Below are 25834 nucleotides of genomic sequence, written 5' to 3'. Positions count from 1 at the left end.
TTTGAGTGCATTCTTTGAAAAAATAGCGCAAAGCAAAAAAAATCAAAGCATCCTGTTCCTCGCATATGTCATTGTGACTGGTGCTGGACTGTTCCTTTTGCCGGATTCAACGATTGCCTTCTTGCTGCTGCTTTTCTCGATTCTTATTTTGTATTATCTCAATTTGAATCTCAGAGCAAAATGGGTGACGGGAATTGTTATTCTTGCAGTAGTTGTACCATTTATTGCGAGCTTCAGTGATTCGTATCAAACGTATATGGAAGTCGGGACATTGGTCGGCATCTACTGTGCCATGGCTTTAGGACTGAACATCGTCGTTGGTTTTGCTGGATTACTCGATCTTGGCTTTATTGCTTTTTTCGCAGTTGGCGCTTATACGTACGCCATTTTTGCCAGCGATCAAGCATCAAAGTTTATGCCATTTGGTCATTATCCGCTTTCTGGCGGCGCATTTTGGATTTTCATCTTTATTGCAGCGATTGTCGCAGCCATTTTTGGGATCTTGTTAGGTGTACCGGTTTTGCGTGTGCGCGGCGATTATCTAGCGATTGTTACGTTAGGATTCGGCGAGATCATTAGAATCTTATTGAACAATATGGATCATCCGATTAATATTACAAACGGTTCGATGGGGATTGCATCGATCGCACCGCCGAACTTTTTCGGAATAAGTATTGGTTCATCGAATCAGTTCTACTATATTGCGTTTGCGATTTTTCTTCTCGTCATCTATGTGGTTCGAAAACTTGAGTATTCTAAATTAGGACGTGCTTGGAAAGCGGTTCGCGATAACGAAATCGCCGCACAATCAATGGGTATTCCATTAGTAAAAACAAAATTAGCCGCATTTGCTATTGGCGCCTCATTCTCTGGAATGATGGGGGTTGTCTTTGCAGCGAAACAGATGTTTGTTGATGCAACCAGTTTTACCTATCTCGAATCGACCATGGTACTTGTTATGGTCATTCTTGGCGGAATGGGGAGTGTTCCAGGGGTTATTCTCGGTGCTGCTGTCGTCATCATTCTGAGAACACAGGTGCTTACCAATATCTCGAATTGGTTGTCGGCCATGAGTTCGAATTACGGCATCTCCATTCCACCAGCTCTGTCACCTGAAAAAATGCAGCTGCTTATCTTTGGAATCCTTTTAATTGTCTTCGCGCTTTATCGAACACAAGGGCTGATTCCACATAAAAATCGCAAAGTCGATGTGGCCGCTTTGAAAAAAGAGTCGGAACAAGCAGCACTGAAGCGTGAAAAAACAGCCTCAGGAGGTGCTGACTCGTGAACATATTGGAAGTAAAACACCTGACAAAAGAATTTGGTGGTCTGACAGCCACATCAGATATTAATATGACGGTTGAAAAAAACGCCATAACTGCTGTGATTGGACCGAATGGTGCCGGAAAAACAACTTTTTTTAATATGATTACGGCAGTATACCAACCCACATCCGGCGATATCCTTCTCAATGGAAAATCACTTGTCGGATTAAAACCGCATCAAGTTTCTCAATTCGGCATTACGCGAACTTTTCAGAATATCCGTTTGTTCGAAAACATGACGGTTTTAGAGAATGTATTGGTTGGTATGCATCAAAATCTGAAGTCGCATTGGATCGGAACATTGCTCCAATTGCCGCATATTCGGAAGATCGAAGAAGATGCTAGGGTTACGGCGTATGATATCTTGAACTATGTGGGCTTAGAGAACTATGTAAACGAGAATGCAGGCAACTTAGCCTATGGGGCGCAGCGGCGCTTGGAAATAGGGCGTGCCATCGCAGCTAAACCTAAAGTTCTGCTGCTTGATGAACCGGCAGCGGGAATGAATCCAAAAGAAACCGAACGGTTGACCAATCTCATACATGATATGCGTACCAAACTTGATGTCACGATTATTCTAATTGAACATGACATGAATTTGGTCATGAAAATTTCCGATTCAATTTATGTGCTCGATCATGGTGAGTTAATCGCCTCTGGGAAACCCAATGAGATCAGAAATAACAAAAAAGTCATCGAAGCATATTTGGGCAAGGGGGCAGTTTCAAATGGCTGAGGTATCGAACCATTTCCTTGAAGTAAAGAAAATTGACAGCTTTTATAGTCAGATTCAAGCATTGGAGGGTGTTGACCTTTATATTGATAAAGGTGAAATTGTTACCTTGATTGGCAGTAATGGTGCCGGAAAATCAACAACATTGAAATCAATCAGTGGGCAGGTTCGCCCAAAAAACGGATCAATTATTTTTGACGGTCAAGAAATCAGCAAATTTCAGGCACATAAAACCGCACTGCTTGGAATTGCACAAGTCCCCGAAGGACGGAGAATATTCCCACGGCTCACCGTCCGTGAAAATCTTCAAATCGGTGCTTTTTCCGTAAAAGACAAGCATGTCATTGCGGAACGCATGGAGCGTGTTTTTAACTACTTTCCAAGACTAAAGGAACGTTTAAATCAAAAAGGAGGCACAATGAGCGGTGGCGAGCAGCAAATGCTTGCGATTGGCCGAGCACTGATGATGAAGCCAAAACTGCTTATGCTCGATGAACCTTCGATGGGTCTTGCGCCAATAATCGTTGAACAAATCTTTGATATTATCAAAGAAATGAACGAAGAGGGCATGACGATCTTGCTTGTCGAGCAAAATGCTTATCAAGCGTTGCAGATTGCCGATAGGGGTTATGTCATCCAGACTGGTCAAATTGTACTTGATGGCAACGGGGACGAGCTAATGAAAAATGAGCAGGTGAGAGCCGCCTATCTTGCTTGATTCTCACCATTAAAAACGTTCAAATGCTTCATTTACAGTAGCCGGATCAGCACTTTTGCTGATCCGGTTTACTATTTGTGCTGGCGGATAAGTGTCTCATATTTGATCGGCAAACCAATCAAATTATATAATGAATTCATCATCATTTTGACATATGAAAAAATGTGAGAAATGTAGGAGAAAGGGTGTTGTGAATGGCGACAAAACAAAAGATTTTTGCAGCTGAGAGTTCAGACGTTAAGCACTTTATTTCCGGATTGAATAAGAAAAATGATCATTATCTGCATGCCGTCATTCATTTTGACACAACAATTGATGAACGCGTGCTCATCCAGGCCGTACATGAGTCGCAAAAATTATTTCCATTACTTTCATGCCGATACGTTGAAGCGACCGAGAATGCCTATTGGGAAGAAAGCGATTGGAGCGCAAGCGACATGGTGCATGTCGTTCAAGCAATGGATCGAGAACAGGCCGTTCAAGAACAGCTGACGCGAAAGCTCAATGAGAAAAAAGGACCGCAGCTGAGTATAGCGATTATTAGAAAGGATGAGCGAGATTCTCTAGCTGTAATCCTAAATCACATGCTCTGTGACGGTGGAGGATTTAATGACTACCTGGCCCTCTTAAGCGCACACTATTCACGTTTCATTGATGGCAGTACTTGCGCACATCCGAACGCAGATCATCTTGGTTCACGCAGCATAAAACAAGTGTTTGACGCGTTGAATGACGCACAATTGAACGAAATGAAACATGCACGATTGATGAAGCATGAACAGGATGAACGAGACTATCTTCCGCTTAAAGGGGACGAACGGCAGCCCTTTATTATGACGCATCAATTAAGTGCCAAAGCTTTTGATCAGCTGCGGGGTTACGTAAAGAGCAAGGGGGCAACCATTAACGATGCACTTTTCGCAGCTTATGTCTGTGCCTTGGCTCGAGTCATCAAGGCAGAGCAAATTATTCTCGATTGCCCGGTTAATTTGCGCAGCTATCTGCCCAAGGAGGTCAAACCAGGATTCTGTAATCTAACGTCCAACATTACTTGCATTGTTCCAAGAGATGCAGGAATTGGCTTTGATCAGGCATTAATGCAAGTGAAAAAGGTGATGGATAAGGAAAAAAAGAGCTTTAAGCCGCTGAAAGTCTATTGGGAGCTTGAGGAAACGTATCACCATCATCATCTGGATCAAGCGAAAAAACTGTTTCCAAGTATTTATCGCATTCCTGTTAATGGGATGACAAATATAGGGATCATTGATGAACACAAACTGCGTTTTTCGGGATTAAGCATTCGTGATGTTTTTATTTCTGGATCGATAAAGTATGCACCTTATTTCCAAATTGCGGTGACCACATTTCAGAAAAGAATGACGTTCGCAACGAACTTTTACGGAACAAACGAAGATAAAGCATGTATCGATTCATTCATCACGAATTTGATCAACCATCTTCCCATTCAATCATAAAAAAAGAAATGAGAGCCAATTTTGGCTCTCTTATTCGTTATGGAAACGATACTGGTTGATCGCGGTGCTGCTAATGGTCAGTGTGTCTTGAGAAGCGATCGACTGTTGCACATGAATTTGGTTAATCTGTCGATTCAGGGCACCAATTTTCACAGCAATTTGATTTAATTTTCTTTGATCCGTTACATCCTTGGTTGAGAAATGAGTTCGATCTTCCTCGTATTGCCAAGCCCTTTTTTCTTGTTCCAGTGCTTTTAATTGGTTATATGTATTCTTTAACGACTGACCGGTAGTGATCACTGTACGAACCTGAGGCACCTGCATCCCACCCGTCCCACCTCTCCTGACTCTATTGACTTCATTATAGGCCATGATCTTTTTATGAGAAGGGACGAACGATCTATTTTTTATTTGGTTCATTACCCAAAAGAAGCATCACTTAGGGCCTAAACAGCAGAGGGCGCACTATTCGTTTTGAGCACTTTTGATGCGCTTGAACAATTTCCGGAAACAATAATAGAGAAACAATGCTTTTACCGTCAAATCAATCCCTTGGGCAATCCAAATTCCGGCAATGCCCATTCCGCCCTTTACACCGAGCAGATAAATAAACAGAACGCGAATGCCCCACATACCGATTGCTGTACTATACAGCGGTGTTTTCGTATCACCTGCTCCTTGAAGCGCGCCGGCGAGCACAAGGCCGACGGCAAGTGGGGGCATGAAAAAGGCATCGATCCGCATCGCCAATGTAATCATTGATGCCGTATGAACCTGTCCAGTAAACCAGAACGCCATAAAAGGCGTTAAAAAGAATAACAGCACGCCAGTGATACTCATAATTGCAACCGAAATGAGTACAGTTAATCGCCCATAGGAATAGGCAAGAGCATATTTTTTCGCACCGAGCTGCTTACCGACGAGCACCGTTGCAGCGACACTTAACCCAAGCCCAGGCAGATAAGCAAATGTTTCGATGTTTTCGGCAATTGCGTTGGCAGCATAAATCTCTGTTCCCATATGAACGATTAAACCGAGATAAACCACTTGACCCAGCCGCATAACCAGTCGTTCTCCTGTTGCAGGAATCGATAGTCGGATAATTTCGCGAGTCAATGTGCTGTGCTCAGACGATGTATGACGTTTAAATGAGAAATGTACGGGTGATTTTTTCATTGCAACGATTAAAAGAGCAGAACCAATCACTCGGGTCAATACGGTTGCAATCGCAGCACCGCAGACGCCGAATCCGCTAAATGAAAAAATACCGAAAATGAGTAGATAATCAAGTACAATATGAATCAGATTCATCCAGAAACTGATCATCATTGGCGAAACTGTATTTCCTGAAGCACGCAATACGTTACCTAAATGAAGCATTAACGAAATAACAAACGAAGGGGTGCCAACAATACGGAAATAGAGGGCCGCTTGACGGAGCACTTCACCATCCGCACCCATGAGCTTAAGCAACGGTTCCGCAAGGATTAGTGTAACTAAGCCAAAGATAAAGCCTGCAATCAGTGCGATCCGTGTCGATCTGCATGCGGCTTCCCGAGCCGTTTCCAGATCTCCGGCGCCGATATGCTTCGCAATCAGTGATGAAGTTCCAATACCAATTGCCATAAACACTGCAATATAAACGGCAAGCAATGTATTTGCCACGCCGACGGCTGTAACTTCAGTCAATCCCAATCGCGCAACAAAAAGTGTATCGACAAAACCGACTACAGTTTGCAAAAGACTTTCAATCATCGCCGGAATCGCTAAAACAAGTATGTCACGGCATTTCTTCCTTAATGGTACATTCAAATCCAATCAACCAGCCTTAACCAACACAGCGCCACTCGCTGCGTAAAAATAAATTATGTTTCTTTACTGAGCAGTTCTTTTTTTGAGACAAGCGTCAACGCTTGATCAAACTCAAAGATAACCGGTACCCCTGTAGGAACATCAACATGGACAATCTCTTCATCAGACAGATTTTCAAGATGTTTTACTAATGCGCGCAATGTGTTGCGATGACTGACAACAAGCACATTATTTCCGTCACGCAGTAAAGGTGCAATCTGATCCGTCCAAAAAGGAAGGACACGATCCAATGTTGTTTTCAAACTCTCTCCTCCAGGAAGGGCGTGCGGGTCAATGTTATGATACCTGCGATCATGGACCGGGTGTCTTGGATCGGAAACATTCAACATCGGCGGAAGTGCGTCATAACTTTTTCTCCAGCGATTGACACGTTCTTTTCCTTCTTTTTCAGCTGTTTCGGCCTTGTTTAATCGCTGCAAGGCGCCATAGCTCCGTTCGTTGAGCCGCCATGACTTATGTACAGGAATCCATTCTTGATCCAATCTTTCTAATATGTAGTTTAATGATTTGATGGAACGCTTTAATACGGAAGTAAAGGCAGCGTCGAAACTCAAGTTCTGGTTAGCCAATAGAGCCCCGGCATGTTTGGCTTCTTTAATGCCTTTATTTGTCAAATCAACGTCTTCCCAGCCGGAAAACAGGTTCAATTCGTTAAATTCACTTTCTCCATGACGTACGACAACTAATTTCATGCGTATACCCTCCACACCGCGATCAAAATCAAAAAAACTTGTTACTTGTTAGTATACTTTATTGAAAATGTTTTTCCAATAATCCCGGCGACACAAAAAGGGTTGCCCGCTTTATGATAAAAAAGTGGTTCATGCGGCCAGAACGTTATATAATGTTTTTAGCTTATTTATGCAGGATCATCAAGAGAGGAATGATTAAGGTGAAACTGACCGCAACGGAAATCGAAATCGCGGGTATTTTAGAGAAAGATGCACGTCTCACGAATGATGAGCTTGCAAAAATGACGGATCTGAGTGTAGATCAAATCAGTCAAATTGTGAAAAAACTTGAAGATCAAAAAGTCATTGTTCGTTATGTATCTCTTGTTGACTGGACAAAGATTGACGGACATCAGGGTGTAACGGCAATGATTGATGTTAAAGTGACACCGAAAAGAGATGTCGGTTTCAATGAAGTTGCGAAACGGATCTATCGGCATAAAGAGGTCAAGTCCGTCTATCTGATGTCGGGAACCTACGATTTGTCGGTTCAAGTGGAGGGGCAATCGGTCAATGACGTTGCCCATTTTGTCAGTCAGAAATTATCCACAATCGAAGGAGTCATTTCAACGACAACTCATTTTGTTTTGAAGAAATTTAAGCACGATGGGACAATTTATGACTCGGATGATCGGGATAAACGAATTGTGGTGTCGCCGTAATGGTGCTGAAAACATCATATCTTGCAAATCATGTTCAAAACCTGAAACCTTCAGGAATCCGCAAATTTTTTGATGCGACTGCCGGGATGACGGATGTTATTTCGCTCGGTGTTGGAGAACCGGATTTTGTAACGCCTTGGAATGTGCGGGAAGCAGCCATTCTTTCATTGGAGGACGGCCATACTTCCTACACAGCTAATGCCGGCTTGCTGGAACTTCGTGAAGCGATTGCGAAATACGTTGACGACTATTATTGTGTTTCCTATGATCCGGCGCATGAGATTACCGTTACGGTTGGCGCAAGCGAAGCAATCGACATTGCGCTGCGTGCGATTCTCGATCCGGGGGACGAAGTATTGGTGGTTGAACCGTGCTTTGTTTCTTACGCGCCGCTCGTCACTCTAGCCGGAGGTACTCCCGTTATTGTAGCAGCAGAAAAAGAGAATGATTTTAAGGTGCAAGCCCGTCAGTTGGAAGACGCCGTCACGGAACGAACAAAAGCGATTATGATTTGTTCACCAAACAACCCAACCGGTTCCATGCTGAGCAAGGAAGAGATGGAACAGGTTGCCGGTGTTGCTGAAAAGCATGACCTGCTGATTCTCTCCGATGAAATTTATGCGGAACTCGTCTATGACGATCTATATACTAGTTTTGCCGCAATCGATGGGATGCGGGAACGGACGATTTTAGTGAGTGGTTTTTCGAAAGATATGGCAATGACCGGTTGGCGGCTCGGTTTTGTCTGCGCGCCAGCAGAGATCACGCAGGGGATGCTGAAGATCCATCAATATGCCATTATGTGTGCGTCAACCATGGCCCAATACGCCGCATTAGAAGGGTTACGCAATGGGCGATCCGATATGGCGGAAATGCGCAAAAGTTACCGTTTGCGGCGCAACTTTGTTGTTGAGTCATTGAATGAGATGGGGCTTTCTTGTTACAAACCTGAAGGCGCTTTTTATACATTCCCGAACATTGAATCAACCGGCATGGATTCCGAATCGTTTGCCAAGCGTTTGCTTCATGAGGAACGTGTCGTCGTTGTTCCCGGCAATGCGTTCGGAGACAGTGGCGAAGGGTATGTACGCTGCTCCTATGCGACGTCAATGCATCAATTGAGAGAAGCGATGAAACGTATTCGTCATTTTGTCGACAATCTTTAATCAGCAGGATTATGGGGTCATCCATTTGAAGCTGTTAACTAGTGAGCGATTGAAAGAGGAGGTCTCATGAATTCATAAGATCTCCTCTTTTTGGTTTTCATCAATTGCTTCGCTAAAATTTGTTTAAAATTTGTTTAAAATTGGTTGGTGCGTCCAATGTAGCCAAGCTGAAACTTGTTGTTTTCCAAGGTCAGTTTCGTGACACTGCAATTGGGAACTTTGTCGATCACTTGTTGATCATCGATTAGTGTGTAAACGAGACAGCAGATATATAGGGAATGGGTGACGATCAGAATGTTCGAAGCATGGGTGTGACAAAGTGTTTCTTGAAAGGACTTGATTCTCTTCTGAACGTCGGTATAGTCTTCGGCGTAATGAATTGTGTCTAAACGTTTAATTCCCGAGAGTGCTTTAATCTTACGGCCGATCGATGATTTTCTGCTCATTCCGGTTTCGCCGACAGCAGCACCTCCTTGTGCCCACATTTCATCATTGTCTGCTCCCTCAAAACGGCCAAAAGAGGCTTCACGGAGATGAATGTTTTCCTGAACCCGTGCAGTTGTGTTGTTGGAGGACATCAAAATCTGTTGCACGGTTTGCCGGGCACGCCCGGTATCGCTGCAGAAGGCGCTATCGAAATGGATGCCAGCCTTCCCAAATCTATTTCCTAAGTCAATTGCCTGATCCGTACCCTTTTGTGTTAAAGGGGAATCTGCCCACCCTTGTGAGCGATTAAGCAAGTTTAATAGTGTTTCGCCATGGCGAACAATATAAAGTGTTTTCATTCATTCACCCTCAATTTGTATAACTTTCTTTTGCGATTGTATCATGGATAAGAAAAATAGGTAAACGTTTTATTAGGGAAACAGCGCATCACCATTCATTTGACAAAACCGTTCGTATAGGCTATAAAAAGAGTGTTAGCACTCTTTGCTATAGAGTGCTAATCTTTGCGTAGGAAAACTCATTCACATAGAGGTTCACGAGAAAGGGGATTACTGATGGCAGTAAAAGAATTTAAGGCAGAATCCAAAAAATTGATGGAAATGATGATCCACTCGATCTATTCTCAGAAAGAAATCTTTTTGAGAGAGCTCATTTCTAACGCCAGCGATGCGATTGATAAGATCTATTATCGCGCGCTCACCGATGACGCAATTAATTTTGACAAAGACCATTACTCTATTGAAATCAAAACGGATAAAGAAAACCGTACGTTAAAAATCTCCGATACCGGGATTGGCATGACTGAGGAAGATCTGGAAGAAAATTTGGGCACGATTGCGCAAAGCGGTTCCTTAAAATTCAAATCGGAAAATGAATCGAAAGACGACCATGACATTATCGGTCAATTCGGTGTCGGCTTCTATTCGGCATTCATGGTAGCAGATAAGGTAACCGTAATCAGTAAAGCGCTGGATAGCGATCAAGCATTTAAGTGGGAATCGGAAGGCATCGACGGCTACACCCTCACAACCGCGGACAAGGACTCGGTGGGTACCGATATCATTTTGACCCTCAAGGAGGATACTGAGGATGACAAGTACAGCGAGTATTTGGAAGAATACCGTCTGCGCGAAATTATAAAGAAATATTCAGATTTCATTCGCTATCCAATTAAAATGGAAATCACTGAGAGCCGCCCAAAGAAAGACAACGACAAGGAATTTGAAGAAGTAAAAGACGTTCAAACGATTAACAGCATGGTTCCGATCTGGCGTAAAAATAAATCGGAGCTTAAACCTGAAGACTATGAAAACTTCTATAAAGAGAAGCATTATGGTTTTGACACACCGCTGCGTTACATTAATATTCAAGCAGACGGTATGATTCGCTACCATGCAATCCTCTACATTCCAGAAAACATTCCCTTCGATTACTATTCAAAGGAATATGAAAAAGGTTTGGAACTGTATTCAAACGGCGTCATGATTATGGAAAAATGTGCGGATCTGCTGCCGGACTATTTCAGTTTCGTCAAAGGAATTGTCGATTCTGAAGACCTTTCACTAAATATTTCACGCGAAATCTTGCAGCAGGACAAGCAGTTGAAATTAATTGCTAAGAATATTAATCATAAAATTAAAAAGGAACTGCAAAAACTGCTGAAAGATGATCGTGAAAAGTATGAAACATTTTTTAAAGCATTCGGTCGCCAGTTGAAATATGGCGTTTACTCAGATTTCGGTCAGCACAAGGATGATCTTCAAGACCTGCTGATGTTCTATTCGTCAACAGAAAAGAAAATGGTTACTCTGGGTGAATATGTATCACGGATGCCTGAAGAACAAAAATATATCTATTATGCGGTCGGCGATTCAATCGAAAAGATCAGTAAACTTCCGCAAACGGAACTTGTCGCAGATAAAGGATTTGAAATCCTCTACTTCACTGAAGATATCGATGAATTTGCAATCAAAATGCTTCAGAGTTATAAAGAAAAAGCATTCAAATCGGTATCCAGCAGTGATCTTGGCATTGAGGATGACTCAGAAAAGAAACAGGATGAAGCAGAAGAAAAAGCGAATAAAGGCCTATTTGATAAGATGAAAGAAGTTCTGTCTGATCAAGTAAAGGGTGTTCGTGCTTCGAAACGCTTGAAGTCATATCCGGTTTGCTTTGCAACGGAGGGTGAAGTATCGATTGAAATGGAAAAAGTATTGAATCAAATGCCGAATAATGAAAACATTAAAGCGGATAAAGTTCTTGAAGTGAATACAAATCATGACGTTTTTAAGGCTTTAAAGGCCGCTTTCGATCTAAATGACCAGAACAAGGTTGCCCTCTATACGAGTCTTTTGTATAATCAAGCGCGATTAATTGAGGGGCTTCCAATTCAAGACCCCGTCGCCTTCTCCAAAAATATCTGTGAGTTAATGGGCTGAGGCAGACGAACTCTAATTTAAGAAAGCTGTCGTTTCATGATCAACAGGAAACGGCAGCTTTTTTGTGTTTCTTCAGATGATCGTTAATTCGTGTTCCGCGCGCTGCCAGTCCCTTTTCAGTGCAAAGCATTGATGCTGTTATGATAGAATGGGGAGAAATAGATCTATCTTATTTATCGAATTAATTTTTCGACCATTAAAGGAGTATGCATGCGATTATGGGGTTAAATAAGCCGCTTTATGATGAATTAAGCGTTGGCATGAAAGGACCACTAAATCTAATTACGGATGTACCCGGCGTTACAGTTGGACATTCAACAATCAAAACGGAGCAAATAAACACCGGCGTAACCGCCATTCTTCCGCAAACGAGCAACCTGTTTCAATCCAAACTCCCTGCAGCTGCGCATATAATTAATGGATTTGGCAAGAGTGTCGGTTTAATTCAGATCAATGAACTTGGCTCACTGGAAACGCCGATCTTACTGACAAACACATTTGCTGTGGGCACAGCAATGAATGCGTTGATTAAGTATATGCTGAATCAGAATGCAGACATAGGGGATACAACGTGCACCGTGAATCCGCTTGTTTTAGAATGTAACGATGGGACGATTAATGATATTCGAGCAATGGCGATTCAGGAGCTGCACGTCAATCAAGCAATCGCTTCGGTGGAACATACTTTCGCTGAAGGGGCGATCGGTGCAGGAACAGGCATGTGTTGTTACGGGCTTAAAGGCGGGATCGGCTCAGCATCGCGTCAAGTCGTCATTGATGGGCTTCCCTTTACCATTGGTTCACTTGTACTGTCGAATTTTGGGAGCCTGCGTGATTTAAATATCTACGGATGCCCAATTGGTACGAAGTTGCATCCATTTTTCAAAGAAAATGAAGAAGTGGAGAAAGGGAGCATCCTTGTTATTTTGGCAACGGATTTACCTTTGGATCATCGGCAATTAACACGGCTATGCAAACGTTCCAGTGTGGGCATCTCACGAACAGGAGCGTTTATCGGGAATGGCAGTGGAGAAATTGCACTCGCTTTCTCAACAGCAAATCGTATCCCGCATGCTTCAACTACAATGTTGACCACGCATGTGTCGCTTCACGAAAGTGTCATGGATTCGCTTTTTCGAGCGACGGCATCCGTGGTAGAAGAGTCGGTACTTAGCTCGCTTATCCATGCGGATGCAACCGTTGATCGGCAGGGCAGACCGATTCACTCATTCTGTGACGCAATGAAAGCACTTCAAGCGGAGCAGCCAGACGCGCAAGTTGCTTTTTTGATGGATAAACTTGGACTTAGCATTACGTAATCAGCAAATATTTATATACTGTGGTCGAGTTAAACATGGTACAGACAAGGAGGAACGACTCATGTTATCAAAGCAAATCATAACGCAGCTGCCCCTTAAATCGATTCATGACGTTCAATCGGTACCCGGCGGCGACATCAATGATGCATATAGCATCTATTCAGGTGATCGGCGCTACTTTTTAAAACTTCATAAGCATACCGATAACAACTTTTTCACTTCGGAAGCCACTGGGCTGGAACTGCTGAGAAAGGCCGCTCGTACGCCAAAAGTTATACATAAAGGAGTGATCGGGGCTCAGGATTACTTAATCCTTGAGTGGATTGCAGAGGGGACACGTCGGAATGAAGCAAAGCTTGGCCGCGTCCTTGCACATGTACATCGACAAACGGACACGCGATTCGGCTTTGCATTTAATAGTTACGCCGGTCAGCTGCCCCAGGATAATCGGCGTGAAAAGGATTGGGCAACCTTTTATCTTGAACGAAAACTGGGGCCGCTCATCGGTTACGCAGAAGCGCGCGGGTATTGGAATGTTACGCGTCAGCAGGCCTTTGAACGATTCGGCGAACGATTCAGCCAAACCTACAAAAACCGCACCGTGACACCAAGTCTGCTTCATGGTGATCTTTGGGGTGGAAATATTATGTATGATCGAAACGGTGATCCTGTTTTGATTGATCCGTCTGTTTTCTACGGGAACCGAGAGATGGATTTGGCGATGACGCTGCTTTTTGGAGGATTCGGATCTGAATTTTATCAAGCTTATCAAGAAGCGTATCCACTTGAAGAAGGATGGCAAGCACGCGTTCCATGGTATCAGCTGTACTATCTGCTTTGTCACTTGATCATGTTTGGCGAAGGCTATGGTGCGGCAGTTGATCGTGCGCTAAGAAGCTAAAATAAATTACAGAAATAAAATTATGTAAACATGAGAATTTAAAGGCAAACGTTCCGCTAACTGAATTGAAGCTGTTGAACGAATGCACACCTGGCCAAATCTTCACGAATCAAGTCCAGTTTTTTGGCAGAAACCAAAAACGTCTATTTTGGGATTAAGTGCGAAGATGCGAGACTCCTGAATTGCCCGCGGTCGCGCTCTGTTGATGCGTGCAACCGGAGCGCAGTATCCAATACCCTTTTGGGAAGGCCTCATATTTTGTCCCATTCCATGGCAAGATCGAGTGCGGCGAGGAACAACGAGACAATAAATTTGGTTTCCGGATGAATATAGATCCCGGTCAATTGATCATCAAGCGATGAAATGATTGCGATATTTACAAAAAATGCTGTGAGAAAAAGAAAGATCCATTTAATCTGCCATTTTTTTACTTTGAAGTAGTGAACGACATAAATAAACCCTTTGAGTACGACCTCGCCGATGAGGCTGAACGCGCAATAAAGGATCGTAAACATAAAGAGCGTATTGAAGTCATCATAATGAATCCCTAATAAATTAAATAGGCCAATAAACCCAAAATAAAGCGCACCAATTGTCATGAGAACCGTTGCAATAACGCCGATTGTGATCAGCGTTATGATTAAAGCCTTCAAGCGCAAAGGCAGTTTTTTGGGGTTGTATTTCACGCGAGACACTCCATAAATCTATGTATTCGTACAGCCATGCCAGCGTACTAAAAAAGTATAGCACAGAATGACTAATCGAAAAGTATCAAACAGCAATTCCATTCAATTTTGATGATGATCGACTTGGTGAGGAGGAAAACACGTTTAAACCCGCAGCGCACTTTTGAGCCGCGGGTTAAACGAGGAGCGTTTCCTTGTGCTTGTGATTAGGCAATAGGGATACCGCCGGTGACACCATAAACTTGTCCGGTTACATAACTGGATTCTGCTGAAGCAAGCAATACATACGCAGCGGCTAATTCTGCAGGTTGACCGGCCCTTTTGTAGATTGTGTCTTGACCGAACTTTGCAATGTTTTTTTGTAATTGTCCGCCAGCTATTTGAAGCGGCGTCCAAATGGGACCGGGAGCAACTGAATTGACGCGTATTCCTTGATGAATCAACTGTTTGGCAAGTCCTTTTGTAAACGCAACGATGGCACTTTTTGTCGGCGAATAGGCAAGCAGATCCGGGCTTGGATTGTAGGCTTCAACCGAACTTGTGGTAATAATGGAAGCGCCATTTGGCAAATGCTTTAATGCCGCTTTTACAATCCAATACATGGAGAAAACATTGGTTTCAAAATGTTTGATCAGAATATTGGATGGAATATCGCTGATGCTTTCGTATGCCTGCTGCATCCCGGCGGATAGAACAAGTATATCTAAGCCGTCCAGTGCTTTAACGGTTTGATCGATCATTTGCTGACAAAAACCTTCGTTTGTCAGATCTCCGGGAATCAGGACAGCTTTTTGACCGGCGTTTTCGATGAGCGTCTTTACTTCGTCAGCGTCGGGCTGTTCATAGGGTAAATAACTTATAGCAACATCAGCACCTTCACGCGCGTAAGCAATCGCAGCTGCTCGCGCAATTCCTGAATCTCCGCCGGTAATCAGTGCCTTCCTTCCTGTAAGCTTCCCGCTGCCCTTATAGGTCTGCTCACCGCAATTAGGAATGGGGGTCATACGCGATTGCAGGCCCGGCGCCGGCTGTTCCTGTTTCGGATAGGTGCTTGATGTGTATTCTTTTGTAGGATCATGAACGACAGTATCAACCATTTTTTCTCCTCCTTTTTTAAAGCTGCGTGAATGGTTAGAAGCCATTTTCGTTTATCCGTTATAGGATGAACCGTACGGATTGTTTTTATGTAGCAGTACTTTTCCGCCAGTATGCCAGCATAATCAAGACGCACTGCAATAAAATGAAAACAAGCTTAACATGTGAACTGCTACATCCTTAAGTTCAAAATGGGGGATTCGAATGAATAGAAAATGGGGTGTGCCTTTTCGACCTTGGATAATGCATAGTCTGATTTGTGTGCTTGCTGCTCTTGTCATCACCTTCATGGAAACGCTGCTTCATTTTAAAATTAATGTGATCGGTTTTTTGATGATATTAAGTGCAACAGCACTCGGTTTGTTACTTGTTTATCAAAACAAGCTTCAATTTAAATATTTTTTTCACGGAAAGCAGCGTAGAGCGCTGTCGACAAAACAAACGGTTTGTATCATTGCAGCGATTGTTCTGCTCATTTTCTTGGCGCCATTATTTAGCGTATGATTTTAACAGGTTTGACAAAGTAGCACTGATCACACATCGCGGTCTCGGTGTATAATCAATCTTTGGGTTTATTGAACCAAAAAAGCTTCAATAAACGAATGATGTAAACATAAATAGCTGCTCGTTTTGAAAGAGGTGTACGCTTGAGTCAATGGCATTCAAACTTAATAAGAGAGCGGGTTACTCAGCTTACCCATTCGTTCGCCCTTTCAAGGGCTTGCTTTATGTTTATTAGAAAAAAGGGGAACGATTTGATTTATGTCATCATTTATTGAAAAATTTCCGGGTATTGGACTGGCTGCTGGACTTGCTATTCCCGCATGGCTGGTCGGATCCTATTTTCCGATTGTCGGCAGTCCGGTTATCGGCATTTTGCTTGGCTTGATTCTCTCCTTTTGGAAGAGGCCGGCAGTTTGGCATCCTGGAGTTGTCTTCACGAGCAAGAAGGTCCTTCAGTATGCCATTATTCTAATGGGGTTCGGGTTGAACTTGTTCGATATCCTCCATGTTGGTGGACAAACCCTGCTCCTGATGATCTTCACCTTGACTGCAGCCTTTCTCGGTGCATATCTCGCAGGGAAGCTGCTGCGGACTGAAGGACGAACAACGACATTAATTGCTGTGGGAACGGCAATTTGCGGCGGATCAGCAATTGCGGCTGCCGCTCCGGTTATTCGTGCGAAAGATGAGGAAGTCGCGCATGCCATCTCCACAATTTTCCTTTTTAATGTCATTGCTGCTTTTTTATTTCCATTTCTAGGTCACTTATTTGGCATGAGTAATGACCAATTTGGTTTATGGGCAGGAACGGCAATTAATGATACATCGTCTGTTGTGGCAGCAGGATATACATACAGTCATGATGCGGGCAATTTGGCGGTCATTGTCAAGCTGACGCGGACCTTGATGATTATTCCGGTAACGCTGGCACTCGCATTCATTTTTGCACGAAAGAGCAGCGGACAGGCCGGATCCTATCGTTTTTCAAAAATCTTTCCTTGGTTTGTGCTTGGATTTGCAGCTGCATCCGTCATGACGACTGTTTTTTCATTACCACAAGGTTTAACGGACGCTTTGACAGTAACTGGGAAATATATGATGGTCATGGCCATGGTCTGTATCGGGCTGAATACGAACTTTGTCAAGCTGCTGAAAAACGGAATTCGACCGATCTTTCTTGGATTGATATGCTGGATTGTGCTGGCAATTGTCTCACTATTTGTCCAACATTGGCTGTTTTAATCAAATATCGTCGATAAGTCTTTGACGAATGATCGCAAAGCGAATAGGAAAAGAGGACCTCAATGTGTAACTCTATAAGTAGCATATACTTATAGACTCATTAAGGAGGGACTTTAATGCGTGCGGACGAAGAATCGATCGGTTTTTTCACAAAACTTGCTGCTGAAAAATTAGGAATTACCAAAAATAAACTCAGACATTTGACGATGGCTTTAGAAAAACATGGTTATCAATTTACACGTAATAAAAGCAATCAACGGATCTATTTCCAAGAAAATCTGGAGATGATTGAAAAATTACTCCAAAAAGTTAAAAATGATGTGACCATTGATGAGGCGGCGCAATTACTATGCAAGGCAATAGAAAAGAGTAATCTGCCAGCCATTGAAGAGACCGTACTGCCTCAGGCCCGTAAAAAAGTTTTTTTGCCCGATCCGCAAATCCATTCCATGATTGAAGAAGTTGCCGCCTCTGCGGCTGAACAGGCAGCAAATCAAGTGATGAAAAACTTTAGTACTGAACTTGAACGCAGAATTGAGCTTAGAGACAAGCAGCTGATGCTGCACTTGAGAGAGCTGACGGAAGAGAAAAAAAGGCATAAGAAAGGATTGTTTGCCAAAATCTTAGGTCAATAAAAAGACGGGGTGGCTATTGCCAACCCGTCTTTTTATCGTTACAGAAAGTATGATTTAGCTTTGCTGGTACGATGATCAGCATCCCTTCATCACGAAGTCCGTTACAGACATGAAAACGCTCCGATGCCAGCGAGAAGCTGAAGTGCCGTTCAAGCATGTTGTTGATGTAGGCATAGCCTAGTTTTTCTTATCGATGATATTCAATTGCAGCATAGTCTTTATTTCGTTTGAAGAATGCCTGTGCATAAGAACAAACGGGATTAATCTTTTTTTGGTCGTCCCTAGCTAAAGCAACAACTGCTTGAATTAATTGCTGTGCAATGCCCTTTCCGCGGTAATTCGAATCGACGAAGGTATGATTAATGCTCAATACTGCAGGTTGATCTTCAGTGAAGGTGACTTCACCAATCTCTTTGTCACCATCAAGCATATAAAAACGGTTCGTTCCTTTTTTTAATTCCATTGTCAGCCCTCGATTCTATTCTCTTTTCTTTCATTGAACCATAAATGTATCCGCTTTATCAATTGAAATGCAATCTTATTTGTCTGGAATCGCTGCTTTGTGGCAAAAGGCTCGAAAATTACGCAGATATATTGGATACTTTGTCCCTAACTTTTAAGCCGTTGGCACATAAGCTATTTATGTAAGATCAATAAAGAATCAGGAAGGAGTAATTCTATGGGTTGGAATAACTTCGTATATGGAACTCAGTCCGGTTGCGGGTGTGGAGATAATTACGGTGGTGACTATGGCCGTCGCGATCGCGATTGCGGCAAAAAATTACTGGAAGGCATTTCAAAGAATGATTTTGTTAAGGTCTTCTTGAAAAGTTCAAAACCAGTCACAGGCTATTTCGCCGGGGTTTCTAAAAATGTGTTGACTTTGTTTGACTGTGAGCGTCATTTTGTTTCCACAATCGATATCTGTCTCGATGATGTGGTTGCGATTAAATCATTCGAACCGCGCTTTAAAGACTCAGGGTGTTCACCTTACGACAAGAATGACTGAATCCGCAACAAGAGTGAACTAAACCGATATCTATTGATCGAACTTAAGGGGAATGCCTTAAGTTCTTTTTTTGAACTTAAGCTCAATGATATTGTCCATTCTTGCAAGTTTCGGTTTGAAACGGTAAGATGAGGTTAAATTTGCAGACAGGCTTTACATAAATTAAGCAAATCGATCAATGGAGTGAACCTCATGTCAAAAAAGAGAACGTTTGCCTTTGCAGCAGCCTTAACGGGTGCAGCCGCAGCAGCAGTAACTGCGGGAATGTACCTTCGTCAAGAAGCTGCAAAACGAAAACCGTTTGAAATTGAAGAAATGACGATCAGTAGAATGCAAAAAGCGTTAAAGATTGGGCAAGTGACTTCAAAAGAGCTGGTGCAGATCTACTTGGATCGTATTGAACGCTTTGATAAAGACGGGCCAACATTAAATTCGGTTTTAGAAGTGAATCCGGATGTCCTGCATGATGCGGAAGCATGCGATGTAAAACGGTCAGTTACGAAAGATGTTGGCCCTCTCTTCGGGATTCCTGTGATCGTTAAAGATAATATTAATACAGCAGGCGCGATGCACACGACCGCGGGGGCAATCGCTTTGCAGAACAATCATGCTGCAAAAGATGCTTTTGTGGTCACTCAGCTGAAAAAAGCGGGGGCAATCATTCTCGGAAAAGCAAATCTTACAGAACTTGCTAATTTTGTTTCAGAGGAAATGCCTAATGGTTACAGTTCGCTTGGTGGACAAGTCCGCAATCCGTATGGCGCGTCGTTTGATGTTGGCGGCTCAAGCAGCGGAACGGCCGCTGCGGTTGCTGCCAATTTAGCCGCTGTTGGCATCGGTACAGAGACTTCCGGTTCTATAATCTGCCCGGCCGCTTACCATTCACTAGTCGGCATAAAGCCAACGATCGGCGTGGTAAGCCGGAGCGGCATTGTGCCGATTTCACACAGTCAGGATACTGCAGGACCGATTGCGCGCACGGTGCAAGATGCCGTGCTTTTGTTCAATGCAATGACGGGAATGGATGAAGATGACGAAGAGACGATTTGGAGCCAGGGCGATGTTGCCAAAGATTATACCGTCTTTTTAAAACGCGGTGCGTTAAAGAATGCCCGTCTGGGGATTGATCGGCGCTTCTTGGATTCAGTGAGTGATGAAAAAGCCGCATTGATTAACCGTGCGCTTGACCGTATGCGTGATAAAGGTGCATATATTGTTGATCCGGCGGTCATCCCGTCAACCGATTCGTTAGAAAACCGCGAATCCTCAGTCATGCTGCAGGAATTTAAATATGATATGAATCGCTACTTACACCAATTGTCTGATGACGTTCCGGTACATACGCTCTCTGAACTGATTGCGTTCAATAAGGCGCACGCGGATCAGGCATTAGCCTATGGGCAAAGCCTATTAGAAAAGGCAGATCAGCGAAGCGGCGACCTTAGCGAGCGTCAGTATCTTGTTGACCGTGCGGAAGACTTGCGGCTGTCAAGAAAAGAAGGTATAGATGCCGTGATAAAAACGCGCAAACTGGATGCGCTGATCTTTGCTGATTATCAGGGATCGGATATTGCGGCAAAAGCCGGATATCCTTCGATTACCGTTCCCGCCGGTTATACCTCTGCCGGTGAACCGGTTGGAATCACCTTTGTCGGCATGGCGTACAGTGAACCGCGCTTAATCGAATTGGCCTATTCTTTTGAACAGGCAGCAGAAATACGAGTAAATCCGCTCCTTTAACGAAAAATAGTTTCGAGCCGCCTATGTGCACATGGGCTTCATGCGTTTAGGATTTGCCAAAAATTGTATACTTCTTATTCTGTGAGAAAAAACAGATCGAGCGATCATGCTCGATCTGTTTTTAGTTAAACCGCGTATAACTGCTCCATCGGATCATGCGTTTCATTTATTGTTTTTTTCAGGCTGCCGCTGATTTAATCCGTTATCGGCATCATTGATCGAAAATCCTTCTCCGAACACTTCATGAACGTCATTGACCGTCACAAAGGCGTTGGGATCAACTTCATGGATCAAGCTTTTTAAGCGGAACACTTCATTGGAGCTGACAACACAATACAGTATATTCATCTTCCTTCCCGTGTAGCCGCCCTTTCCGTCAATGAGCGTAACACTTCGATCGAACAATTGAATGATTTGATCCGCAATCCGATCGCTTTGTTTCGAGAAAATCATAACCGCTTTAGCGGCATAGGCACCTTTTTGAATCACATCAATCATACGCGCACCAACAAACACAGCGACCAATGTGTACATCATTTGACGATAGTCCAAGTAGCACAGTGAAAGAACAATGATGACCGCGTCAAGTACAAGCATCGTTTTGCTCATCGCCCACCCATATTTTTTATGGGTAATTCGAGCAATGATATCCGTGCCGCCGGTAGTTCCCCCATAGCGAAAAATGATTCCCAGTCCACTGCCGATGAAAGCGCCGGCAAAGAGCGCAGCAAGGAGAAGATCATGCTTTAATGAAAAATCAAAGGTAATCCAATGCTGAAAGATAAAAAGGAACACGGAGAGGGAGAACGTTCCAATCAATGTATAAATAAATTCATTTCTCCGAAAGAATCGCCAGCCCGCGAAAAATAATGGAATATTAATCACAATATTGCTTACAGCAGGATCAAACGATAATAAATTATATAAAATCAGGTTAATGCCGGTAACCCCGCCCTCGGCCAATGTATTTTTCATATTGAAATTCACTAACCCAAATGAAAACACGGCTGCCCCAAGCAGAATAAAGAGAATATTTTTTGCTTGTAAATTGAGTTTCATGTACCTACAGCCCTTTCGTATCAAAGTCGCAACCTTAATCATACGGTTTACAAAATAATACTTCAATACACATGAGGCAGCAATTATAAAAACAATTGCTTTGTATGATTTTCATCGGGTGGAAAACAGTGGTATAATCCAACTGCAATTAGTGTTTTTTTTTGGCATACCGCTCTTTTTTCGCTAAAATGGAACAGGGGTGAGGGATTGTTATGGAACAGAAAACATTGAAAACGTTTCAAGATGATGTCGATGCATACATCGGTCAATTTAAAGAGGGTTATTTTTCGCCGCTTGCGCTTACCGCTCGATTGACGGAAGAACTCGGCGAACTGGCAAGAGAAATAAATCATTATTATGGCGAGAAGAAGAAGAAACCGACCGAAGCTGAAAAAACCGTTGAAGAAGAGCTTGGCGACTTGCTCTTTGTCGTCATCTGCATGGCGAACAGTCTGCATATTGATTTAGGACAAGCTTTAACAACGGTGTTGGATAAATTCCAAACGCGCGACAAGGATCGGTGGACGAGAAAATAAGGAAGGGAACTTAAACAACATGACTGAGAAAAAAGAACTTCGTATTATTGTAGCCGGACCGAGAGGACGAATGGGTTCGGAAACCATTCGTATGATCGAGAAGGCGCCTGATCTGATACTGGTGGCAGCTGTTGACCATGGTCATGATGGTGCTCGTGTTTCAGAGTTGGTCCCGGGAGCAGAGGGGGCGGATGCAAAGGTTTATACGGACATTGATGCTTGTTTTTCGAATGAGCAAGCAGATATCCTGATTGACTTCACCAATCCTGACTCAGGAAAACGTAATCTTCAAAAGGCAATTGATTATGGCGTACGTCCAGTTATTGGTACATCCGGATTCAGCAATGATGACGTTGCGGCATACCGTTCACAAATGGATGAAAAAAAACTTGGCGGCATCATCGCTCCAAATTTTGCCATTGGTGCCGTTCTTGTGATGAAGTTCAGTCAAATGGCTGCAAAGTATTTCCCCGATGCGGAAATTATTGAATTGCATCATGATAAGAAAAAGGATGCGCCATCTGGAACAGCAGTTAAAACCGCTGAACTGATGACAAAAACGCGCCAAGCAAAAAAACAAGGTGCAGCCGATGAAAAAGAAACACTTCCAGGTGCACGTGGCGCTGATTATGAAGGAATGCGGATTCACAGTGTCCGTCTTCCTGGGTTAATTGCCCATCAAGAAGTCCTTTTCGGTGGTAAAGGGGAACTGCTCACGCTTCGTCATGATTCCATGGATCGTGCTTCATTCATGAACGGTGTGCATTATGCGGCAAAAACAGTGATGGATTTGGAAACGTTAGTATACGGTCTTGAAAATATTCTTGATTAAATGACATGGACGAGCATCCAAGGGATCGAGGTGTGCTAAAAGCATGAAGATTGCATTGATTGCCCATGATAAGAAGAAACCGGAAATGGTCAATTTTACCATCGTCTATAAATCGCTATTAAAAAAGCATGCGTTGTATGCGACTGGAACAACAGGATCGAAGGTCATGGAGGCGACAGGCCTAACGGTTCATCGTTTTCAATCAGGACCGCTGGGCGGTGATCAGCAAATCGGTGCAATGATTGCCGCCAATCAAATGGATTTGGTTGTCTTTCTTCGCGATCCGCTGACTGCGCAGCCGCATGAGCCTGATGTTAATGCTCTGCTGCGATTAAGCGACGTGTACCGTATTCCGCTTGCGACAAATCTCGCTTCAGCAGAGATTTTGATGTATGCATTGATGCATGGCGAATTGCATTGGCGAGAGCTTCTGCACCAGAACAAAGAAAATAAATAAGCACAGTTTTTGTATTGATATAAATGAGGTGTCCTTTTGCGTTTTCCTTTTAAGCAAGCTGAACGATTACTTGATCAATTAATCAACCATGGATTTGGTGCGTATATTGTTGGCGGAGCAGTACGCGATTATTTGCTTGGGCGACCAATCCATGATATTGATATTGCAACGTCGGCACGACCAGCTGACGTTGTCTCACTATTTAAACGGACCATACCGGTTGGCATCGATCACGGCACGGTTGCCGTTCTTTCAGGCGGAAAAACTTATGAAATCACCACGTTTCGTTCCGAAGCAGCTTATGAGGACTACCGTCATCCCAGTCAGGTTGCGTTTGTGTCGTCGGTGGATCAGGACTTGATGCGACGCGATTTCACCATCAATGCCCTAGCGATGGATCGAACGGGAAAAATCATTGACCTATTCAATGGACAACGTGATCTGCGCATGAAACGCATTCGCACAGTGGGGTGTGCGGAGGAGCGGATCAGCGAGGACCCGCTACGCATCATGCGTGGGATGCGGTTTGCATCAGAGCTTGAATTTACACTAGGCAGCAGTGAGCGTCATGCTTTTCGCAAGCAGGCCGTGCTATTAAAAAATATTTCCATTGAACGGGTGAATCAGGAAATGACGCGTCTGCTTGCGGGGAAAGCGGCGACACAAGCACTTCGGCTGCTTTTTGAAACGCAGTGCATCCATGTACTGCCGCTGCTTGAGCAGGCAGATGCTAAGGAGGTCCTTGACGTTCATTTTACTGTGCTTCGTTCTGATGCTGAGCGATGGACTGCATTTCTTTCCGCACTTGGCATAAAGGATAGCTATGCCTTTGCAAAAGCATGGAAATGGTCCAACCGCCTGCGACAGCAAACCGCCCATCTTTTGGATTTATTGAAACTGCGCAAGGCGCAAGCGTGGACGAGAGAAACGATCTATTCAGATGGGCCAGACAATGCCAATGCTGCTGATCGCGTATGCGCTGCACTGGGAATGATTTTGCAAAGCAGCTTGGCTGATCGGGAAAGTGACGTCAGGAGGATATGGGAAGCATGTCCGATTCATTCGCGAGCGGAACTTGCCGCAACTGGAAATGAATTCAAACAGTGGGCCAACAAACGACCGGGACCATGGCTTGCTCAAGTGATCAGTGAACTCGAGCGTGAAGTAGTCAATGAGCGGGTAAAAAATGAGACGGAGGAGATTCGATTATGGTTCAAAGAGTGGAGCACTCAACAAAAGGAGCAATTCTAAAACTGCTCTATACACACAATGATCAATTTCTTTCCGGACAATGGATCTCTGAACACATCGGCTGCTCACGAACGGCAGTATGGAAGCACATTCAATCACTAATCGCTGAAGGGTATCAGATCTCATCGGTACAAAAAAAAGGCTATAAGCTTATTGATGCTCCAATGGGATTAAGTGAAGCAGCGGTAAGCGCCCATCTAACAACAAAGGTAATTGGGCGACACATCTGTTTTTATGACGCAATAGGATCAACACAAAAAGAAGCGCTGCGCCTTGCTGATGAAGGTGCTGAGCACGGAACCGTTGTACTAACCAATGAACAGACAAGCGGGCGTGGAAGACTGGGGCATACGTGGCAATCGCAGCGTGGGACGAACATTGCGTTGAGCTTAATTTTGCGACCGGAGCTTCCGATCGATCAAACGCCGCAGCTTACATTACTAACCGCTGTGGCAGCGGCTGAAACCATTGAAAAACAGGCAGGTTTGTCATGCGGGATCAAATGGCCGAACGATCTATTGTTTGAAGGAAAAAAACTTGTCGGAATTTTAACTGAACTAATGGCAGAGGCTACTTATGTAAAAGCTGTGGTAATCGGCATCGGATTTAATGTCAATACAACTGCTTTTCCCGATCCAATAAAAAGCGAGGCAGCCTCCCTTGCATCGCTGACAGGAAAACAGTTTGCCTTAGCGCCGATTGTGCAGCAATTTTTCGCTTCGTTTGAGACGCTGTATCAGTTGTATTTGAGCGAAGGATTTAAAAAAATACGACCGCTTTGGGAAAAGCGTGCGCTGAATTTAGGAAAACAGATAAAAGTACGTCAACCTGGGGGACGCGTTCTCATTGGTACGGCATTGGGGATTAATGATGACGGAGTGCTGCGATTGAAAAAGACGGATGGAACCATTGCAAATGTATATTCTGCAGATGTTGAGTGGGATTAAAGCGTTTCAATTATCGCACAGAACGAGCAGCATTTTGTTATAATTATTTAAAAG

The 25834-nt window shown here is 43.6% G+C and carries 27 protein-coding genes; 19 read left to right on the top strand and 8 right to left on the bottom strand.

The genetic code is table 11. The features are described from left to right. Position 1: 1 nt before the first annotated feature. From AA84_RS0100575 to AA84_RS0100560, 4 genes are all read left to right on the top strand, one after another. Positions 2-1288: an ABC transporter permease subunit gene (locus AA84_RS0100575; RefSeq protein WP_037562574.1), complete on the top strand. Its 1287-nt coding sequence runs from the start codon at positions 2-4 to the stop codon at positions 1286-1288. Beyond that, complete coding sequence (locus tag AA84_RS0100570; RefSeq protein WP_028975608.1) at positions 1285-2061, top strand: ABC transporter ATP-binding protein; 777 nt, start codon at positions 1285-1287, stop codon at positions 2059-2061. The genes AA84_RS0100575 and AA84_RS0100570 overlap by 4 nt, the downstream gene beginning before the upstream one ends. Then, positions 2054-2776 (top strand): ABC transporter ATP-binding protein, encoded by a 723-nt coding sequence (locus AA84_RS0100565; RefSeq protein WP_028975607.1) that lies wholly within the window; start codon positions 2054-2056, stop codon positions 2774-2776. The genes AA84_RS0100570 and AA84_RS0100565 overlap by 8 nt, the downstream gene beginning before the upstream one ends. A gap of 194 nt (positions 2777-2970) precedes the next feature. Next, on the top strand, positions 2971-4251 hold the full coding sequence (locus AA84_RS0100560; RefSeq protein WP_028975606.1) for a condensation domain-containing protein: 1281 nt from the start codon (positions 2971-2973) through the stop codon (positions 4249-4251). A gap of 30 nt (positions 4252-4281) precedes the next feature. On the opposite strand, the gene AA84_RS0100555 is transcribed toward AA84_RS0100560, so the two are convergent. From AA84_RS0100555 to gpmA, 3 genes are all read right to left on the bottom strand, one after another. Beyond that, complete coding sequence (locus AA84_RS0100555) at positions 4282-4569, bottom strand: hypothetical protein (RefSeq protein ID WP_128166725.1); 288 nt, start codon at positions 4567-4569, stop codon at positions 4282-4284. 147 nt (positions 4570-4716) lie between these two features. Beyond that, a complete protein-coding gene (locus AA84_RS0100550) occupies positions 4717-6063 on the bottom strand; it encodes an MATE family efflux transporter (protein ID WP_028975604.1) in 1347 nt (448 codons plus the stop codon). 53 nt (positions 6064-6116) lie between these two features. Beyond that, positions 6117-6815: a 2,3-diphosphoglycerate-dependent phosphoglycerate mutase gene (gene gpmA, locus AA84_RS0100545; protein ID WP_028975603.1), complete on the bottom strand. Its 699-nt coding sequence runs from the start codon at positions 6813-6815 to the stop codon at positions 6117-6119. A 200-nt stretch (positions 6816-7015) separates the two neighbouring features. Between gpmA and AA84_RS0100540 the strand changes: the two genes are divergently transcribed. Both AA84_RS0100540 and AA84_RS0100535 read left to right on the top strand, forming a co-directional pair. Next, positions 7016-7516: an Lrp/AsnC family transcriptional regulator gene (locus AA84_RS0100540; RefSeq protein WP_028975602.1), complete on the top strand. Its 501-nt coding sequence runs from the start codon at positions 7016-7018 to the stop codon at positions 7514-7516. Next, entirely contained in the window at positions 7516-8682 is a 1167-nt protein-coding gene (locus AA84_RS0100535) for an aminotransferase (RefSeq protein WP_028975601.1), read from the top strand. The genes AA84_RS0100540 and AA84_RS0100535 overlap by 1 nt, the downstream gene beginning before the upstream one ends. A 134-nt stretch (positions 8683-8816) precedes the next feature. On the opposite strand, the gene AA84_RS0100530 is transcribed toward AA84_RS0100535, so the two are convergent. Continuing rightward, positions 8817-9467, bottom strand: a complete 651-nt coding sequence (locus AA84_RS0100530) for a histidine phosphatase family protein (RefSeq protein WP_028975600.1) — start codon at positions 9465-9467, stop codon at positions 8817-8819. 216 nt (positions 9468-9683) lie between these two features. Between AA84_RS0100530 and htpG the strand changes: the two genes are divergently transcribed. From htpG to AA84_RS0100515, 3 genes are all read left to right on the top strand, one after another. Further along, the gene (htpG, locus tag AA84_RS0100525; protein WP_028975599.1) at positions 9684-11567 is read left to right on the top strand and encodes a molecular chaperone HtpG; all 1884 of its coding nucleotides are present in this window, start codon (positions 9684-9686) and stop codon (positions 11565-11567) included. 218 nt (positions 11568-11785) lie between these two features. Continuing rightward, complete coding sequence (locus AA84_RS0100520) at positions 11786-12886, top strand: DmpA family aminopeptidase (protein WP_028975598.1); 1101 nt, start codon at positions 11786-11788, stop codon at positions 12884-12886. A 61-nt stretch (positions 12887-12947) separates the two neighbouring features. Next, the gene (locus AA84_RS0100515) at positions 12948-13787 is read left to right on the top strand and encodes a fructosamine kinase family protein (protein WP_028975597.1); all 840 of its coding nucleotides are present in this window, start codon (positions 12948-12950) and stop codon (positions 13785-13787) included. Positions 13788-14038: 251 nt separating this feature from the next. On the opposite strand, the gene AA84_RS0100510 is transcribed toward AA84_RS0100515, so the two are convergent. Both AA84_RS0100510 and AA84_RS0100505 read right to left on the bottom strand, forming a co-directional pair. Beyond that, a complete protein-coding gene (locus tag AA84_RS0100510; RefSeq protein WP_028975596.1) occupies positions 14039-14473 on the bottom strand; it encodes a YrvL family regulatory protein in 435 nt (144 codons plus the stop codon). Between the two features lie 206 nt (positions 14474-14679). Then, positions 14680-15570: an SDR family oxidoreductase gene (locus AA84_RS0100505; protein ID WP_028975595.1), complete on the bottom strand. Its 891-nt coding sequence runs from the start codon at positions 15568-15570 to the stop codon at positions 14680-14682. A gap of 202 nt (positions 15571-15772) precedes the next feature. Between AA84_RS0100505 and AA84_RS0100500 the strand changes: the two genes are divergently transcribed. The 3 genes from AA84_RS0100500 (at position 15773) to AA84_RS0100490 (ending at position 17949) form a co-directional block, all read left to right on the top strand. Then, positions 15773-16072, top strand: coding sequence for a hypothetical protein (locus tag AA84_RS0100500; RefSeq protein WP_028975594.1), 300 nt, complete (start codon positions 15773-15775; stop codon positions 16070-16072). A 258-nt stretch (positions 16073-16330) separates the two neighbouring features. Then, the gene (locus tag AA84_RS0100495; RefSeq protein ID WP_028975593.1) at positions 16331-17314 is read left to right on the top strand and encodes a YeiH family protein; all 984 of its coding nucleotides are present in this window, start codon (positions 16331-16333) and stop codon (positions 17312-17314) included. 116 nt (positions 17315-17430) lie between these two features. Next, positions 17431-17949, top strand: a complete 519-nt coding sequence (locus AA84_RS0100490; protein ID WP_028975592.1) for a MerR family transcriptional regulator — start codon at positions 17431-17433, stop codon at positions 17947-17949. 187 nt (positions 17950-18136) lie between these two features. Here AA84_RS0100490 and AA84_RS0100485 read toward each other — a convergent pair whose 3' ends face one another. Continuing rightward, entirely contained in the window at positions 18137-18412 is a 276-nt protein-coding gene (locus tag AA84_RS0100485) for a GNAT family N-acetyltransferase (RefSeq protein WP_028975591.1), read from the bottom strand. Between the two features lie 216 nt (positions 18413-18628). On the opposite strand from AA84_RS0100485, the gene AA84_RS0100480 reads away from it, so the two are divergent. Both AA84_RS0100480 and AA84_RS0100475 read left to right on the top strand, forming a co-directional pair. Continuing rightward, positions 18629-18958, top strand: coding sequence for a hypothetical protein (locus AA84_RS0100480; protein WP_028975590.1), 330 nt, complete (start codon positions 18629-18631; stop codon positions 18956-18958). Positions 18959-19150: 192 nt separating this feature from the next. Further along, positions 19151-20698, top strand: coding sequence for an amidase family protein (locus AA84_RS0100475; protein ID WP_037562547.1), 1548 nt, complete (start codon positions 19151-19153; stop codon positions 20696-20698). 162 nt (positions 20699-20860) lie between these two features. Here the strand turns inward: AA84_RS0100475 and AA84_RS0100470 are convergent, their stop codons facing one another. Continuing rightward, positions 20861-21757, bottom strand: a complete 897-nt coding sequence (locus tag AA84_RS0100470) for a YitT family protein (RefSeq protein WP_028975588.1) — start codon at positions 21755-21757, stop codon at positions 20861-20863. Between the two features lie 212 nt (positions 21758-21969). On the opposite strand from AA84_RS0100470, the gene AA84_RS0100465 reads away from it, so the two are divergent. The 5 genes from AA84_RS0100465 to AA84_RS0100445 are packed head-to-tail and all read left to right on the top strand — an operon-like array spanning position 21970 to position 25780. Further along, a complete protein-coding gene (locus AA84_RS0100465; protein ID WP_028975587.1) occupies positions 21970-22293 on the top strand; it encodes a nucleotide pyrophosphohydrolase in 324 nt (107 codons plus the stop codon). A gap of 19 nt (positions 22294-22312) precedes the next feature. Beyond that, positions 22313-23125 carry a 4-hydroxy-tetrahydrodipicolinate reductase gene (gene dapB, locus AA84_RS0100460; protein WP_028975586.1) on the top strand — a complete coding sequence of 271 codons (813 nt, stop codon included), beginning with the start codon at positions 22313-22315 and terminating at the stop codon, positions 23123-23125. Between the two features lie 43 nt (positions 23126-23168). Continuing rightward, on the top strand, positions 23169-23582 hold the full coding sequence (mgsA, locus tag AA84_RS0100455) for a methylglyoxal synthase (protein WP_028975585.1): 414 nt from the start codon (positions 23169-23171) through the stop codon (positions 23580-23582). A 36-nt stretch (positions 23583-23618) separates the two neighbouring features. Beyond that, complete coding sequence (locus tag AA84_RS0100450) at positions 23619-24833, top strand: CCA tRNA nucleotidyltransferase (RefSeq protein ID WP_028975584.1); 1215 nt, start codon at positions 23619-23621, stop codon at positions 24831-24833. Then, positions 24791-25780 carry a biotin--[acetyl-CoA-carboxylase] ligase gene (locus AA84_RS0100445; RefSeq protein ID WP_028975583.1) on the top strand — a complete coding sequence of 330 codons (990 nt, stop codon included), beginning with the start codon at positions 24791-24793 and terminating at the stop codon, positions 25778-25780. Before AA84_RS0100450 ends, AA84_RS0100445 begins: the two co-directional genes overlap by 43 nt. The last annotated feature ends 54 nt before the right edge of the window (positions 25781-25834 follow it).

It is taken from the genome of Sporolactobacillus terrae DSM 11697 (genome assembly GCF_000648615.1).
Taxonomy (GTDB): Bacteria; Bacillota; Bacilli; order Bacillales; family Sporolactobacillaceae; genus Sporolactobacillus; species Sporolactobacillus terrae.
Note: the sequence above shows the minus strand (reverse complement) of the source record. Positions and strands in the feature narration are given on the sequence as shown.

Bases quoted from the DNA above. Each gene is read 5' to 3' on its own strand.
- AA84_RS0100565 (WP_028975607.1), top strand. From the start codon at position 2,054: ATGGCTGAGGTATCGAACCATTTCCTTGAAGTAAAGAAAATTGACAGC.
- AA84_RS0100560 (WP_028975606.1), top strand. From the start codon at position 2,971: ATGGCGACAAAACAAAAGATTTTTGCAGCTGAGAGTTCAGACGTTAAG.
- gpmA (WP_028975603.1), bottom strand. From the start codon at position 6,815: ATGAAATTAGTTGTCGTACGTCATGGAGAAAGTGAATTTAACGAATTG.
- AA84_RS0100535 (WP_028975601.1), top strand. From the start codon at position 7,516: ATGGTGCTGAAAACATCATATCTTGCAAATCATGTTCAAAACCTGAAA.
- AA84_RS0100530 (WP_028975600.1), bottom strand. From the start codon at position 9,467: ATGAAAACACTTTATATTGTTCGCCATGGCGAAACACTATTAAACTTG.
- htpG (WP_028975599.1), top strand. From the start codon at position 9,684: ATGGCAGTAAAAGAATTTAAGGCAGAATCCAAAAAATTGATGGAAATG.
- AA84_RS0100520 (WP_028975598.1), top strand. From the start codon at position 11,786: ATGGGGTTAAATAAGCCGCTTTATGATGAATTAAGCGTTGGCATGAAA.
- AA84_RS0100515 (WP_028975597.1), top strand. From the start codon at position 12,948: ATGTTATCAAAGCAAATCATAACGCAGCTGCCCCTTAAATCGATTCAT.
- AA84_RS0100505 (WP_028975595.1), bottom strand. From the start codon at position 15,570: ATGGTTGATACTGTCGTTCATGATCCTACAAAAGAATACACATCAAGC.
- AA84_RS0100500 (WP_028975594.1), top strand. From the start codon at position 15,773: ATGAATAGAAAATGGGGTGTGCCTTTTCGACCTTGGATAATGCATAGT.
- AA84_RS0100495 (WP_028975593.1), top strand. From the start codon at position 16,331: ATGTCATCATTTATTGAAAAATTTCCGGGTATTGGACTGGCTGCTGGA.
- AA84_RS0100490 (WP_028975592.1), top strand. From the start codon at position 17,431: ATGCGTGCGGACGAAGAATCGATCGGTTTTTTCACAAAACTTGCTGCT.
- AA84_RS0100485 (WP_028975591.1), bottom strand. From the start codon at position 18,412: ATGGAATTAAAAAAAGGAACGAACCGTTTTTATATGCTTGATGGTGAC.
- AA84_RS0100480 (WP_028975590.1), top strand. From the start codon at position 18,629: ATGGGTTGGAATAACTTCGTATATGGAACTCAGTCCGGTTGCGGGTGT.
- AA84_RS0100475 (WP_037562547.1), top strand. From the start codon at position 19,151: ATGTCAAAAAAGAGAACGTTTGCCTTTGCAGCAGCCTTAACGGGTGCA.
- AA84_RS0100470 (WP_028975588.1), bottom strand. From the start codon at position 21,757: ATGAAACTCAATTTACAAGCAAAAAATATTCTCTTTATTCTGCTTGGG.
- AA84_RS0100465 (WP_028975587.1), top strand. From the start codon at position 21,970: ATGGAACAGAAAACATTGAAAACGTTTCAAGATGATGTCGATGCATAC.
- dapB (WP_028975586.1), top strand. From the start codon at position 22,313: ATGACTGAGAAAAAAGAACTTCGTATTATTGTAGCCGGACCGAGAGGA.
- mgsA (WP_028975585.1), top strand. From the start codon at position 23,169: ATGAAGATTGCATTGATTGCCCATGATAAGAAGAAACCGGAAATGGTC.
- AA84_RS0100445 (WP_028975583.1), top strand. From the start codon at position 24,791: ATGGTTCAAAGAGTGGAGCACTCAACAAAAGGAGCAATTCTAAAACTG.